Below are 15267 nucleotides of genomic sequence, written 5' to 3' on the forward strand. Positions count from 1 at the left end.
AAAGTGCAATCTGGGGGATGATAACACATCCGGGTAGCCCGTTTATCAGGCAGCATAACCCCCGGAATGTTTAAAGGATAATAGTACAATTCAGGTTTTCCCGGAAAGGAAGTATAACGATGCAGAGAAAAATCAATCTGCTGCTGCTCTTCTTCAGTCTGATCGGCGGCGGGGTCGCCTTTCTTTTTGGCGAATGGCTGCTAAGCTGGTATAACGATCTGCCTTCCATCCTGCTTGTGGGTATTTATTTTGCCATTGTGGCGCTGGGTGTCGGTGTAGGCTGCCTGCTTGCAGAGATGATCTCGCCACGACTGAACGGAGCTTCATGGAAACAACGCTACCTGGGGTTATCGTGGAAACTGCTGCCTCTGATGATTGTCCTTGCACTTGGAGTTGGAGCCTTAACGGAGTTCGTTTATGAACTGAATTTTGGCGGTGCCAGACCGGTTAAGAATGTGGTGATGGCTATCGATGACTCAGGCAGTATGACGCAGAGTGATCCCGATAATAGCCGGTATTCAGCAGCAAAAGCGTTAATTACAAAAATGGACACTGACAATAAGGTGGCCGTGGTGACCTTTAACAACGAAGCTGTAGTTGTCCAGCCTTTAACGCCACTTTCAAATTCGGAGAATCGTGAGAAGGTGCTGACTGCAATCGATAATCTGCAGCCAACCGAAGGCGGCACGAATATTAGCGGTGCGGTCTCGGAGGCACTCAAGGAAATTGATAGTGACGGCAAAAAAGACCAAGGAGCTATGGTCATCTTGTTGTCTGACGGAGTGAGTAATTTCGATACCACAAGAGAGTTGCAGGCTTATGTAGAGCGCGGTATTGCCGTGAATACCATTGGTCTGGGCTTGAATGATCCAGCAGGCAATCAGCTGTTGCAGGATATTGCGAGAGTGACAGGCGGACACTATTATGATGTCAAGGATTCAGCCCTTCTGGGCGATGTGTTCCAGCAGATCTATGACCGTCTGGGAGATCGGACGCTGCTAACTGAGCGCAGTGATTCAACGGCAGACAGTCCTTATTATGCTGCGGTTCGTATATTATCATTGATGTTGATGGGGGCTGCGCTTGGATTAGGTCTGGGAATTATGTTTGATAACCGTCATTTGGCTAAAAGCTTTGGGATTGGCGGCGTAATATCTGGCTTGTTCGCAGGACTGATTCTGGAATTTGGACTTAGCGGTGACTCCTTTACAGATAGTCTTATTCGTCTTCTGGCTGTTCTAATATTAGCTGCTATTATTGCATTATTTACAGGCGTCATTCCGGTAGGTGAAGGACGTATTTATCGAAATAGAAGAAACAATAACGCAGCGCCTGCACCAGCATCGGATAACTTTCCGGGTCGGCGCAGAAACCGGAACAGCAAAGGATTCTAGTGTAGCGGAAAGGGGTTTACATTAATGAGGTACGCCGAGGTTAATGCTTCCGCTCCGGGAATAACGGATGTGACATCCCAAGTGGATGACCGATTCTGTACGCTGAGATGGCGCTGGCCGGACGGCGTGCAGGCGGTGTACATCCACAAAACCTCCGCAGAAGCGGCTGACATGGGAACCGGAGATGATCCGCCAGTAGGGATGAAGCTCTACACTCGTGAGGAATACAAATCTAACAATGGTTATCGTGATCGATTGGATGAGATCGGCCTGATATCCTATACCATATTTGCTCGTCTTGCTGAGAACGGTGAGACTGTACTGGTGAGGCAAAGTGATGGTGTGAACCGGGTGATGGTCAGTGCAGGCAAAGCCCGAATCTATTATTCCATTCAACAAAAAAAAGCCTTATTCGGAAAACAAAAGACCGTACATATGGCGATTACGGCAGAAGTGCCCGTGGCACGGGATGTCCTCTGTTATGTCAAGAAACGTGGAGGGCATCCGGCAGGGAAAGAGGATGGTATTCTCTTTCCCTTCGTACAGGATTTCGCTCCTGGACGCAATGTACTTCCGCCGATTGAAATCGGTAAGGATGATTTTGTACGCATCTTTTTCACCGATGGCAAGAAATATGGGCTTTATTACGAATTGGTACCGGAGTGAGACTCGGTCTACGTGTACAAGCGGGTAATGAGCAGTGCGTTCATAGCAAGTACGTAGATACAACTTTTGGGAGGATGAGTAGATGTCTTTTTTTAGCCGTTTTATGAAAAAGAATCAGCCGGAGCCGCGGCCGCTTTTTTACGATATAGTGTGTCCGTATTGCTTCACCAAATTCTCTCCGGAGGATGTCGTCTTTCGGGCTATGCACAGCCGGGAGGACGATGAAAATTACGCATTGGGTGAGGATGACGCCTTGAACAAATACCGTGAGCGCTTCGGGCTCGATACGGTAGATGACATAGAAGCGATTATCAACCCGGCGGATATTCCGGAAGAATATCATCATTACACGGATCATGTGTTAACTGGGCTTACGGATCGTTACGGTGTGCTTACGCGCAGACGGCTTTGCCCGGCCTGCCATAATGAGCTGCCGGTGACTGCCGGGAAGGTGCCAAGTAACATCATCTCGATTATCGGGGCATCCCAAGTCGGGAAATCGGTGTATATGACCTCGTTGATCCACACGTTGCAGCATACTACAGCAGGTCATTTTGATGCCGCTTGTATGCCGCTTAATGCAGAGATTAGCCGTAAGTTCCGTACATTGTATGAAGAACCGCTTTTTGAGCGCGGGGATCTGCTGGCTTCTACACAGAAGGAAAAAATGCAGGAGCCTTTTATCTTTCAATTTGTCTTTAAGGATGAAAATAAACCGCCACTGACACTTGTATTCTTTGATGTAGCAGGTGAGGGGATGGTGGATCAGGATTATCTTGGACTTCATGGTCAGCATATCAAGAACTCTGCGGGTATTCTGTTTATGGTCGATCCGCTGCAAATCCGTTCTATCCGTGAAAAAATTCATATTAACATCGGTGACCGCCCCGGAGAATGGGTCTCACAATATGACGAGCCGCGCGATGTGGTGCTGACGATGTTTGGTGATTTTATTGCCTATCAGGAAAAGAGTAAGACAGACATTCCAACAGCGGTTGTACTTGCAAAAAGTGATATGCTGCATTCGCTGAAGGATGAGGATGGCGATTATATCAAGTCCAACAGCAATGTGTTCAATAACTATGTTCATCGCAAAACATTAAACATGGACGAGTTCCATAACATCGACGGGGAAATTCGCAGATTTATTGGTAAGGTGGACAGACCCTTTAAAGATACGATGGATGTTTATTTCGCGAATACGGGTTATTTTGCAGTATCTGCGTTGGGCAGCAATCCTGTGAATCAAAAGATTGAGGGTGTAGTAAGCCCGATTCGTGTAGACGAGCCTTTTATTTGGCTGCTGCATAAGCTGAAGTATATTGAGGGGAGCGACGGCCCGTGAATGGTTTCTCAGGGTCAACAATCGCCCAACAGATGTATACCCGCGAACGTCGCGGAGTGTTTCGTTCCACAGAAGGCTTCGATACGGTAGCGAAATCAGATAGTCTAGACAATAATTTTGTGAAAAAAATCCTTCATCCCTTCTGCCTCTACGATGCTCCTGCGGAGTTGACCGCGCGTGGGGAGAAGGATGAGGCTGCATATCCTGGTGCGCTGCACCTATTTCATGCCGAGAACGGGGATACAGTTATTGGGCTTAGTCGTTATCAAGCGGCCGATTTCACAGGCCAACGAAGCGCCTTTTTTGCACATAACTATGTAGTTCCTGCTTCACGTTCCGAAGAAATTGTCCAGAGCTATGGGGACTGGCTGCATGCTGATTTTGCAGAGAGTTATACTGGAGAGCTTGGTGGAACTTTGCCGGAGCTGCCCTCTATTCCAGTTGTTCGCACAGACCGCAGCCCTGACCCAATCGCAGGCTTACGCTTGTTAGGGATTGATGAAGGGATATTCAAGGCGTTATTGCAAGCTGTGATGCTCTCTGTAGCAGGTAAGAAAAAAATCTACGTGGCTCTAAACGTACCTATCACGGAGTTGTCCGCGCGGGCGGTGGAGCTTACAGAAATTCTGTATAGCGTGCTGCCGTATGAATTCCGCCGTAGATTAGGCGTGATTACGTATGCGAATGAACCGAAAAGCCGTAAATATATACATCTTAGCTTTGTGGAAAAAGGTTCGCTGCGTCCCGGTGATCGCAGTATTGAGAAGGATTATACCTTCGATTTGGCTTCCAGACGGATGGGAAATGTCGATTTTGGTGAGTCCCGCCAGCCTTATGCTGATTTGGTGTGGAAGCTGTTACTGCTGAATCCAGGAGATATTAACGACTTTGTAAGCTTCGCCGATCAGATTCTGCGTGGAGAGAGTCCTGAGCATAAGCTATCCCTTGCTTTCTATAATGAGCTGGCTATATTTTATGAGATTGAGCAAGGGAACGAGCATTTATATACGGAGAATAAGAGTGCGGTGCTAAGTGGTTTGCTCTCTTACCTTAAACCAGACGGTGCAATTCATTCTAGAATCCGCTTGAACGATATTTTCTTAGAACGGTTCGACCGGGAATTTGATCTGATTCGGCAAAGGAATGTGCCAGATCCGGCGATTATGGAATGTTTTAAGGAGTATTTTGTACTTAAGGATCACAATTACAGGGTCAGAATCGTGGATTATTTCATCAATGGGATGCTTCATAGTGTGGAAGCGGGCCGCAAGGATATCTTGAGTGCCGCTTACGGGATCATTGAGAGTAATGATGAGTTAAGTGCAGCCTACTTCCAGCGCGTGATGTCTGAAACATATTTCCGTAAGCAGCTACTTGAGCCTTATATGGAATCAAGACTAGCTGCGGCGTCCAGATCTGCGGATATACTGAGCTTTGTACTCCATTGGGGGCGGTTCCTGCCAGTGGCGTTAGAGCAGTCTTTTGCTCAAAATGCTGTGAAGGATTATTTGCTTGAAAAGCTCCAGCTGGAACATGATCCGGTGGCTTCTGTAGCGGAAATTCATGAAATTGTAGATAAGGCAGAAAAAGATCGCCGCAAAGGAACAGGAGTTGCTCCTAAGGCACTCTCCCTAATGCAGGATCTTGCTGCTTCAGCAGATAGATTCTTACTGAACCGCTTATCGCTTTCCGATATGACGCAGGAGGAGCTTCTGGAGGTAGTTTTTTTACGGTATGGTAATGTTGTCGATTGGCAGCCGCCACTGGATAGGATTAGCAAGCAGAAAGAGAATGCGCTGCGTGCAGCTTACCGCTGGTTTGGTGAAGAGAAGCCGAATGAAGAGATTTTTACAGGATTGTCTCCGCAGGAACTAGACGATGTGCAGCTACTGGGTCGTCGTTTGCTAAAAGAGGCGCGTGTTCTGGAACCCTTTGAACGGCTTCCGCTAGCCTTTTACTATACAACTCAGCGTGAAGGGGGTCCGCTGGATTACGATGCGCTTCTGGAGCTGTTAAAGCGTAAATCCGGTTCCGACAAAGAAATCATCTATCGGTTTTTTGCTTGGTCGCAAGGCAATCCTTTATTTACGGTTTCGAATAAAAAGCTGCAACCGGGTTACCGTAAGGCGATTCTGAAGTATTTCCTGAGCAGTGATCGTGAAGCGTTCAAGAATCGGGAATTCCGAAAGAACTATGTCGCGGCAGCTCGGCCTGCTCTGCAAAATGTGTACAATGAAGCCCGCTCCCAACTGGCTTCCCCGCTGGCGCGCTGGATCAGCCGCAGCCGATTTCGACTCTTAATCTCCGGCTCCATTACGGGTATTCTGGTGATTATTGCAATTATCGTATTCAGTATGTTACGCCCGGATGATACGAAGACGGCTCTGCCGGGGACAAGCCCTGAGCCGACCCCTGTTCAGAGTGCAGGTAATGAGCTGCCTCCGGCTTCAGTATACTTGAAGGATCAGAGCGACGAAGGAGATAAGGGGAGCAGCATATTGGTGTTCACCTTCGCAAGTGCAGATGACTGTGTGCAGTTTCAACCGACTGAGATTAGTTTAATGTCTTCGTCTACAGAGATAGATAAAAGCTTTAAGGTCGCTGCTACGAATGGCACTTGTCCAGTGCCGTCAACGGATGGGACGGATGAGGGAAACGCCGCTGACGATTCAGATGCCGCTGGCACTACTGGAGGAACAGCAGAAGGTGCAGATGCTCCTAACGCAGTAGCTGATGCTTCTCCGTCTCCTACGCCTTCCTCTGATACTGAGGACAGCACTGGGTTGCCTTCCGCAACAGCTGTGACTGAAGGTGAACAACCATCCTATCAGGTTGAGGTTACATTGGAGCCTGGAGCGACAATTCTAGAGAAAAGTATGATCAAGGCCGGAAGATTTACATTGATCGTAGATCCCGACCCTAATTTTCCACCAGCTTCTGATTCAAGTGCTGAACCCTCCCCAACTGCAAGTCCGGAAGGAACAGCCGAATAACAAGCTTTCTGAACAGCAATACCTACCGGCAGGTGGTGTATTGCTGTTCATTTTTTTGCTGCCCATACTAAGCTTTTCTATAGACATGCTATGTATTAATAGATATGATTATGGATGTCAAAATAAGATACTACATACTGGAAAAGGTGCAGACTCTATCAATCTAGTCGTCTGCTTAAAAGGGAAGTCCGGTGCATGAGTCCGGCGTGGTCCCGCCACTGTATGTGCGGAGCGTTTCTTCTATAAGCCACTGCCCTGAAGGTAGGGTGGGAAGGTGAAGAACAGCGATGAAGCATTAGCCAGGAGACCTGCCTTTTTTGTGAGCGTTTCTATTCTTCGTGGGGTAAGAATGTGGAACATATACAGATGGACTATCGGCAGGAAGCAAGCGCCGGAGCCTCGATTTGTAATCTTCCCTGACCGCCCTCCAAAGGGGCGGTCTTTATGTTATGCGTCTTATTCCCAGCAGTACCCATTCTTATACAGAAAGAGGTTAAACAATGAAGAAAATCATGTCTTCCAAGTTTGTAGCACTTGGGCTGGCCTTATTCATGGTCATTTCAATTCTAGGAACATCTCTTGCTCCGGCAGGACAAATATTTGCAGAAGCGAGCGCTGGCTCCGGTCTGGAAGCAACTGCTGCGGAGCGGATTAATGTTGCGGATGCGACTTATGCGGCTGCAGAATATCTCTTGAAAGGTGGCGTGCAATCGGATTGGCAAGCTATTGGATTAGCGCAAGCAGGATATAAGCTGCCAGCCAGTTACCATTCAGAGCTTGAGAAAAAAGTAAAGGATGCAGCTGGCAATTTCGCCAATGTAACCGATTATGCTCGAATCGTGCTCGCAGTGAGAGCGATTGGTGCAGATCCTACTAGCTTTGCTGGTAACGGAACGACTCCTGGCTATAATCTGATTGAGAAAATTTATAATAACAGCAAGCTCAGTGAACAGACGCTAAATAATCCGGTATATGCCTTACTTGCGCTGGATTCTGGTAAATATAATATCCCAAGTGACGCGAAATGGACGGCGGATAAGCTCCTTACGGAGATTCTCTCCAAACAGAATCCGGATGGGGGCTTTGCATTAACCTCGGGCGCAAGTGAGTCTGATATGACAGCGATAACCTTGACGGCTCTGGCGGCACATAAAAATAATCCTGAAGCCTACTTAGCAGGGCTACAAGCCGTAGCTTGGTTATCTGCAGCTCAAGATAGCCATGGGGGTTACGGTGACAGTGCTGAAAGTAGCGCACAAGCAATCCTTGGACTCACATCCTTCGGAGTTGATCCTAGTGGATTAGAATACACCAAAAACAAAGTGGATCTAATGGAGAACCTGCTTAGCTATCGTCTAGCTGATGGTAGCTTCACCCATAGCCGTGGTGGAAGCAGTAATGTTCTGGCGACAGAGCAAGGACTTCAGGCGCTGGTTGCGTATAATTTGCTGTATAAAGGAAGCAACAGTAAGCTATACGATTTTTCCAAATCCTCCGTTCAGAGCTCACTCATCTACGCTCCTGTAACGATTGAGGGACCACGGGCCACGTTGGCACAAGGGTACGCCTATGCTGGCAACGCACTTGGAGCGTTAGAGAAGCTGGCGCTTCAAACGAACTTGCCGATCACGAATCCTTCGGGCAGTTATGTGACTGGCATCGGAAGTATTGCTGCTGGAAGCTTTGGTGGTTATGACGGATGGATGTATGTTGTATCACGTGACGGAAAATGGATTAATCCCGATGTAGGCATGAGTGATTTTGTACTTAAAGATTCAGATCAGGTACTGGTTTATTATGCCGGAGATGACACTAAACTTGTGGATTCCGTTACCCTTTCCAAAGCAAATCTTAAAGAGGGCGATTCTTTTAACGTCATTGTAACTAGTAAGACGTGGAAATGGGACGCTGCTACGAACACTTCCTCTCCTGTAACTGCAAAAGCTGCGGGTGTTCAGGTCCAAATTGGAGCTCAGACGGTAACGACGAATGCTAAAGGTGAGGCCGTATTCTCAGGAAATGTGCCCGCAGGTGACTATACACTGACTGTAACTGGCTACCGCGAAGGTAAAGCGCCAACGGTTGCTAAATATACAAAAGCTATAAAGGTAATTTCTAAGAATGTAACAGCTTCACTTACCGTTGAAGGCCCGGAAGGATTGATTAGTGAAGGGACTTTAAAAGCCTCCAATGCTCTTGAAGCGTTGCAGCAACTAGGGTCTACCGATGATTTTAAAGTAGATATCACCAAATCGTCTTATGGCAACTTTGTATCAGGTATCCATGGAGTTTCGCAAGGTACTTACGACGGATGGTGGAGCTTCGTAGTATCACGCGGCGGGGAGTGGATATATCCAAGTGTGGGTATGGATGCGTTCGAACTACAGGAATCCGATCGTGTGCTTGTCTATTATGCAGGTGAAAATACACAGGTTATAGATTCTGTGGCGCTTTCCCCAACGCAGCCAAAAGCTAATGAAGCTTTTACCGTAAAGGTTTCTCAGAAAAAGTGGGTGTGGAATCAGGACAGTTTCACTTCTGATCCGGTTACCTCACCAGCAGCAGGTGTGCAGGTTTCGATTGGTGATAAGAAGGTAATCACGAATGAACAAGGTGTAGCTGTTGTTGATGGGGGTCTCCCGGCAAATAGCTATACAATGACTGTTACCGGCTATGCTAAAGACAGCGTACCGAGCGTAGCGCGTTATACTCAGTCTCTGACTGTTGGATCGTCTGTTATTGCTCCAGCTAAAGCTACCGCTACCCTTTCAGTGATTGGAGATAGCCGGAAGGGAACCATCCTAGCCAGTACAACAGTAGCTCTAAAAGAGGGCGAAACGGCTTATAGCTTACTAGTCAGTCAATTAGGCACTAAGGTAGTATCATCCGGCAACGCTGGAAGCATCTACGTGAAGTCTATTGACGGGTTGGCTGAATTTGATGAAGGCCCAAGCAGCGGATGGAAGTATAAAACGAACCGGGATGCTGATCCAAGCATAAGTGCAGACAGCTATATTTTGCAGAACGGTGATACTTTATATTGGTACTATACCTCTGGAGAATAAGGAAGAGGATTGATTAGGCGGGTACATGGATTCGGAGTAACTAACGGATCGGGTGCCCGCCCTTTTTATATTTGGAGGAAAGTCGTTTTATGACAATATATACTTTTATTCGACACAATATTCAAAAAATCATCAAACTCTTAGCCCTTCCGACCGATAAAAATAGATAGATCATAAGATAATGCGAAGGCGGAGTGTAGATGAAAAATTTGAAAGTGAAATACAAAATAGGGCTGCTTTTGGTATTCGCTGTAATCATGGTGAATGTTGTAGGGGGCATAGGCATCATCACGATGACCCGAATGGCCGAAAAGACAAATGAGACATATAATGAAAATTTATTGCCTGTTTCTTACGTGGGGCAGATGCGTACGAATAATCGGGCTATTGAATCCTATCTTTTGGAGCGTTTGATTAGCGTTGATGCCAGCAAAAACAAAGAACTTTCTGAGAGTATCCAAGTGAAGGTTCAGGATAACAATGAACTTATGAACAAGGTGAAAGCGATTCAGTATAATGATCCTGCTATTGTAAGTAAAATCAAAGAGTATGAGTCCTTTTTGCCAGATTATCGCGCACAGCGGGACAACATTATAAAGATTGCTGATAGTAATCATAATCAAGAGGCCTATCGAGTATTTTCAGGCGAGTTTAACGATTCCCGTGAAAAAATGATCAACCTACTTAAAGGAATTAGTGATTCGTTGCTTAAAGATGCTGATGAACACAATTCAGATTCCATGGCAACCGCTAAAAGCATGCGGGTAAACAATACCATAATGATTACGTTCGCCTGTGTGATTTGTATCGTGATTAGTATTGCAATCATTCGACTGATAACAAAACCCCTTAAAGAACTGCAAGGAATAATGAAGCGGGCAGAAAATGGAGATTTGACCGTAATAGCAACGTACACTGCCAAGGATGAGATCGGCCAAATTAACAGTTCATTTAACAATATGCTGCAGGGCTTGCGGAAGATGATGCAAGGGATTGCAGAGAGTGCGGAGCTGCTGTCAGCTTCATCGGAAGAGATGAGTGCAAGCGCTGAGCAGACCTCATTGGCTTCACAAATGATCGCTGTATCTTCTGGAGAGATTGCCGCGGGTTTTGATGAACAGACAGAGAGCATTAACAATACAACACGTTCCATAAAAGCAATGACCAATGATATTGCAGCCGTAGAGGGCAGCAGCTATGAAATGTCGGATCTAATGGGCGTAGTTTCCGGTTCATCGGATCGTGGAGTAGAGGCTGTAGACCAAATCATTGTGCAGATGAAGGAAATTGACCTCAGTGTAACTCAGAGTCAGGAGATTGTTTCTAATCTGGGGACATTGTCACAAGAGATTAATACAATTATTACAACGATTAACGGTATTGCTACACAGACGAATCTGCTTGCGCTCAACGCTTCTATAGAAGCAGCACGGGCCGGTGAGCATGGACGGGGATTTGCTGTAGTTGCTGGAGAAATTCGTAATCTGGCGGAAGCAACTAGAAATAGTTCTTTGCGGGTTACAGATATTATTACACATATCCAAAAGCAAACCGAAAGCGCAGTAGAATCCATGGCTTTGGGTACTGAGCTAGTCACCAATGGCGTAGTTCAAAGTCATCTGGTATCTCAAGCTTTTCATGAGATTCAGACTTCCATTAAAGAAGCTACCTTACAGACAGCCGAAATTAGAGAAGCGGTTGCTCATGTAGCCATGGAATCACAAGGTGTGGCAGCAGCTATGGAACAGGTCAACGTTATATCTAGTAAAGGGGCGGAGGGTGTTCAGGACACAAGTGCAGCGAGTCAGGAGCAACTATCCGCAATGGAGGAAATGTCGGCTTCAGCTCAGTATTTAGCGGTGCTGGCAGAAGATCTGCAAAAAATATTGTCCAGCTTCAAACTATAGAGCTTCATAATAATGTTAAAAAAACAGCAGAGCAGCGGTTCTCCAGTAACGGAGATCGCTGCTCTGCTGTTTGTGGTTTTAGCAGATTGGGAGCAAGCGCGAGCCAGCTGATCTCAGTTGGTCAAGGTGGGAGAGATGTAAGCGGACTCAGCAGCTCAGGAGCGGATAGATGTAAGCTGGTCTCCGTAGGTCAGGAGCGGATAGACGTAAGCTGGACTCAGTAGGTCAGGAGCGGTTAGACGTAAACTGGACTCAGTAGGTTGCGGGCAAACATATGCTATGTGGGCTCCAGCGACAACAGTGGCAAGACGAAGGGAAGGAAACAATAAAAACCTTGGAGATGATACCTCGTACCCTGTACCCTGTACCTCGTAACTCGTAACCCGTACCCCGTACCCCGTACCCCGTACCCCGTACCCCGTACCCCGTACCCCGTACCCCGTACCCCGTACCCCGTAACCCGTAACCCGTACCCCGTACCCCGTACCCCGTACCCCGTACCCCGTACCCCGTACCCCGTACCCCGTACCCCGTACCCCGTACCCCGTACCCTGTAGCCTGTACCCTGTACCCCGTAACCCTAGTGTCCCCGGCTGTTCTCTAGTTTTTTAAACACACTATCTACTTGATATTCCCCAGTTTAATGTCATCTGGGTCCGATAATGTGGGCTTATGCTTACCCCCACAGGCTATCGGACACAGCCGCCGCTATTTGCCCATTTATCACCATTGGAGCGAAGTTTCGGACTCCAGTGCAGCTATTGGTGTGGAAAACGCTGGAAACTGGTTTATTTCGCATCAATAGCGGCTATGAGGTCCGATAGCGTCCGAAATATAGCTAAATCCAGCAATTAAGGTCATCTGGGTCCGATAACGTGGGCTTATACTCATCCCCACTGGTTTGCGGCTTGGAAGCGGAGTATCGGACACAGCCGCCGCTATTTGCCCATTTATCGCCTTTGTAGCGAAGTTTCGGACACCAGCGCAGCTATTGTTGTGGAAAACGCTGGAAACTAGTGTTTTTCGCACCAATAGCGGCTATGGGGTCCGATAGCACCCGAAACAGTGGCAAATCCAGCAATTAAGGTCATCTGGGTCCGATAGAAAAACTCGGGAGCATGAATGTGGTTGGATTAAACAAAAATTAGTGTTTAGTTCAAGACTTGAAAAAAGAGGGAATCCCAATAGCTGGTTCACAGCTGTTGGGATTCCCTCTTGATTTTTTTGAAAAACTCAGCGTGTATCCTTCCAGAAATTCAGAGGTTTCAGATCTGAGCTAATGACGTGGAATGTATAGCCTTCTTTTTTCAATGACTCTAAGATACGCGGAAGTACTTTAAGCGTAGCTTTTTGATCATGCATCAGAATCACTGGATTGGTCTGCGATTTCTGCAGCTTATGAACCTGATTCATAACCGAATTATAGATCGTTGTACTAGCATCCTTGTATTTCCAATCCTCTGAGTCCACGTTCCAATCCCATAGATGATAACCTTGAGCCAGCACTTTATCTCTAAAGGCCTTTGTGAAATAAGGCTTGCTTCCATAAGGAGGACGAATCAGTGTAGTGCTTTGACCTGTAATCTTTTTCAAAATGGCGTTATCGTTATCCATCTCTCCCAGCGCAGCCGCAGGTGAAGCATAAAACTTCTCTTTCCGGTGCGTCATTCCATGCAATGCGAGAGCATGCCCTTCATTCGCAATCCGTTTCACTTGCGCAGTATGCTGGTTCATATTCGGTCCGATCATGAAAAAAGTTGCCTTCGCATCATATTTTGCCAAAATATCAAGCAATGTAGAAGTTGTAGCCGTTGGCCCATCATCAAAGGTGAGGTATACGGTCTTACCTTGCTTCCCAACAGTTGGCGTAGAAGTTCCAGGAGTTGAGGTTGGCTTCAATTCCTTTTTAAACTTACTTACAAATGTTGCATCATCTAATGTAGCCGAGCCATCTTTTACACGCAATAAATATTGATCTGCTTTAAAGGAAATTCCAAAACCAAGATAAGAGGTCAATTTCAGTGGAACCATTGTTTTTCCGTTTTTTAAAAATGTACTCATGGATATGGTCTTTCCATCGCCTAGAGTAGCTGTTGCATGATCATTCAGCAGTTTGATTGATCTGTTCTGACCTGTAACTTTTATCCCATCGCTCACTCCAGTTAGCGTTAACTTAAGTTCCTGTGATAGATCACGTAGAGGAACGTAATAGGTATCTTTTACCGAAACTGCTTCAATAGTTGTTAACTTATCGTTCACACCTAACCTAAGGGAGCCTGCACCTGCTGCATTCACTGAATCTATCGCTCGTATTGATCCGGAACCTATGAATAATACGATTAATAATAGCCATACTTTCTTTAAAGACATCGTCAAAAATCTCCTATCTATGTATATTTGTCTATTACCTTATCATACATTGATAGAATGAAATTTGAGAGATTGTAACCCCCAGCAGAATAATTTGTTACCTTTTAGAAGTTAACTGTGATTTCAACCACAATCATAAAAAGCACGCGACTCCAGCTAAATACTGGCGCATCAACAAAAAATGGTTAAAATCACCCCGTTTTGCGCAGAATAGATGTGTCTAAATTAGCAACTTTAGTAAACTATTGAACAAAGTTTGAACGGAATTTTTCAACCCATAAACAGCGCCGTTACAGTGATCTTTATCATACTATTAGAAACTTGTAACAAATTGATCACACATATTTAACTTGTTCGCCATTATTAAGGTCTTTTTTAGGCTAAATGGAAAAATAAGTCTTTTGCTTTCTTCCCCATAAATTCTTACTATATATAAAGGTTAATGTTGAGGGTTAATAAAAGAAGTATTGAAGGAAGGAGCTTAAGCATGAACAAAAAGGGACCGTTATACGCTTTATTTCTCAGCCTAATTTTACTCTTGCCAGGATGCAGTTCAATTGCTGTTCTGAATCCGAAGGGGCCGGCTGCAAGAACTTTATCTGACACGATCATTCTCTCCATTGTTATGATGCTCGGCGTTCTGGCAGTTGTCTACATCTTATATGTCTTCGTGCTTTTGAAATACCGTGCTAAAAAAAGCAACGAAGATTATATTCCTCCTCACGAGGAAGGAAACAAATGGCTGGAGGCTATCTGGATTACCATTCCGATTATTATCGTGGCATTCCTCTCCGTAGTCACCGTCAAAACAACAGTAGATGTAGAAAATGTTGCAGCGGATTATAAAGATCAGAAACCGCTTGTAATTTATGCTTCCTCCTCTAACTGGAAATGGCATTTCAGCTACCCAGAAGAAGGTATCGAAACAGTAAACTACGTTAACATTCCAGTTCACCGCGCTGTAGAGTTCAGACTGTATTCTTTCGGTACGATCTCAAGTCTTTGGATCCCACAATTGGGAGGACAAAAATACGCGATGAGCGACATGATCACAACCTTGCATCTTTCAGCTGATACTGTAGGTTCTTATGTCGGAAGAAATGCGAACTTTAATGGTAAGGGTTTTGCCCACATGGAGTTTGAAACACTTGCGATGACAGATAAGGACTATCAGGAATGGGTGAAAGACGTTAAAGAAACGGCGGGTCCACTGACGGAAGATGAATTTAAAGGTCTTTTGGAAATGGAACATGTCGGACGTAAAACGTATACGAATACTCACTTATCCTTTAGCCCGCCTCCGGGAAGCCATGGTGACCATATGAGTAATGGTGGCACTGAAATGGATACGGATAACGGAAGTATGGAGCATCAGGATAATAAAGAAATTCACCCGACTCCAGCACCATCCAGCGAGACGGAATTCAACACCGAGCCTAATCCAGAACTGGATGAGCCGATACCTAGTTCTCCATTAGAAGAGAGCACAACACATGACGGACACTAGTCAATGTTAATTGAACAACT

The 15267-nt window shown here is 45.9% G+C and carries 9 protein-coding genes and 1 riboswitch; of the genes, 8 read left to right on the top strand and 1 reads right to left on the bottom strand.

The window, feature by feature from the left end; all coding sequences use genetic code 11:
• Positions 1 to 119 precede the first annotated feature (119 nt).
• The 7 genes from NSQ50_RS04410 to NSQ50_RS04440 all read left to right on the top strand — a co-directional run bounded on the left by NSQ50_RS04410 (position 120) and on the right by NSQ50_RS04440 (position 11594).
• A complete protein-coding gene (locus tag NSQ50_RS04410) occupies positions 120 to 1394 on the top strand; it encodes a vWA domain-containing protein (protein ID WP_036680812.1) in 1275 nt (424 codons plus the stop codon).
• A gap of 24 nt (positions 1395 to 1418) precedes the next feature.
• Complete coding sequence (locus NSQ50_RS04415; protein WP_076224970.1) at positions 1419 to 2060, top strand: beta-mannanase; 642 nt, start codon at positions 1419 to 1421, stop codon at positions 2058 to 2060.
• A gap of 82 nt (positions 2061 to 2142) precedes the next feature.
• The gene (locus NSQ50_RS04420) at positions 2143 to 3405 is read left to right on the top strand and encodes a hypothetical protein (protein ID WP_038568871.1); all 1263 of its coding nucleotides are present in this window, start codon (positions 2143 to 2145) and stop codon (positions 3403 to 3405) included.
• Entirely contained in the window at positions 3402 to 6398 is a 2997-nt protein-coding gene (locus tag NSQ50_RS04425) for a GAP1-N2 domain-containing protein (protein WP_076224971.1), read from the top strand. The genes NSQ50_RS04420 and NSQ50_RS04425 overlap by 4 nt, the downstream gene beginning before the upstream one ends.
• 127 nt (positions 6399 to 6525) lie before the next feature.
• A riboswitch (cobalamin riboswitch) is annotated at positions 6526 to 6728 on the top strand.
• Positions 6729 to 6898: 170 nt separating this feature from the next.
• Positions 6899 to 9463, top strand: a complete 2565-nt coding sequence (locus NSQ50_RS04430) for a DUF4430 domain-containing protein (RefSeq protein ID WP_051491156.1) — start codon at positions 6899 to 6901, stop codon at positions 9461 to 9463.
• A gap of 200 nt (positions 9464 to 9663) precedes the next feature.
• Entirely contained in the window at positions 9664 to 11370 is a 1707-nt protein-coding gene (locus NSQ50_RS04435) for a methyl-accepting chemotaxis protein (RefSeq protein WP_036680818.1), read from the top strand.
• Between the two features lie 86 nt (positions 11371 to 11456).
• Positions 11457 to 11594 carry a hypothetical protein gene (locus tag NSQ50_RS04440; protein ID WP_340949291.1) on the top strand — a complete coding sequence of 46 codons (138 nt, stop codon included), beginning with the start codon at positions 11457 to 11459 and terminating at the stop codon, positions 11592 to 11594.
• Between the two features lie 1009 nt (positions 11595 to 12603).
• On the opposite strand, the gene NSQ50_RS04445 is transcribed toward NSQ50_RS04440, so the two are convergent.
• Positions 12604 to 13740, bottom strand: coding sequence for a polysaccharide deacetylase (locus tag NSQ50_RS04445; RefSeq protein WP_076224972.1), 1137 nt, complete (start codon positions 13738 to 13740; stop codon positions 12604 to 12606).
• 487 nt (positions 13741 to 14227) lie between these two features.
• On the opposite strand from NSQ50_RS04445, the gene qoxA reads away from it, so the two are divergent.
• A complete protein-coding gene (gene qoxA, locus NSQ50_RS04450; protein ID WP_076224973.1) occupies positions 14228 to 15247 on the top strand; it encodes a cytochrome aa3 quinol oxidase subunit II in 1020 nt (339 codons plus the stop codon).
• The last annotated feature ends 20 nt before the right edge of the window (positions 15248 to 15267 follow it).

Origin of the sequence: Paenibacillus sp. FSL R10-2788 (genome assembly GCF_038003885.1) — a bacterium.
Classification (GTDB): domain Bacteria; phylum Bacillota; class Bacilli; order Paenibacillales; family Paenibacillaceae; genus Paenibacillus_AQ; species Paenibacillus_AQ odorifer.

Bases quoted from the DNA above. Each gene is read 5' to 3' on its own strand.
- NSQ50_RS04410 (WP_036680812.1), top strand. From the start codon at position 120: ATGCAGAGAAAAATCAATCTGCTGCTGCTCTTCTTCAGTCTGATCGGC.
- NSQ50_RS04415 (WP_076224970.1), top strand. From the start codon at position 1,419: ATGAGGTACGCCGAGGTTAATGCTTCCGCTCCGGGAATAACGGATGTG.
- NSQ50_RS04420 (WP_038568871.1), top strand. From the start codon at position 2,143: ATGTCTTTTTTTAGCCGTTTTATGAAAAAGAATCAGCCGGAGCCGCGG.
- NSQ50_RS04430 (WP_051491156.1), top strand. From the start codon at position 6,899: ATGAAGAAAATCATGTCTTCCAAGTTTGTAGCACTTGGGCTGGCCTTA.
- NSQ50_RS04435 (WP_036680818.1), top strand. From the start codon at position 9,664: ATGAAAAATTTGAAAGTGAAATACAAAATAGGGCTGCTTTTGGTATTC.
- NSQ50_RS04445 (WP_076224972.1), bottom strand. From the start codon at position 13,740: ATGTCTTTAAAGAAAGTATGGCTATTATTAATCGTATTATTCATAGGT.
- qoxA (WP_076224973.1), top strand. From the start codon at position 14,228: ATGAACAAAAAGGGACCGTTATACGCTTTATTTCTCAGCCTAATTTTA.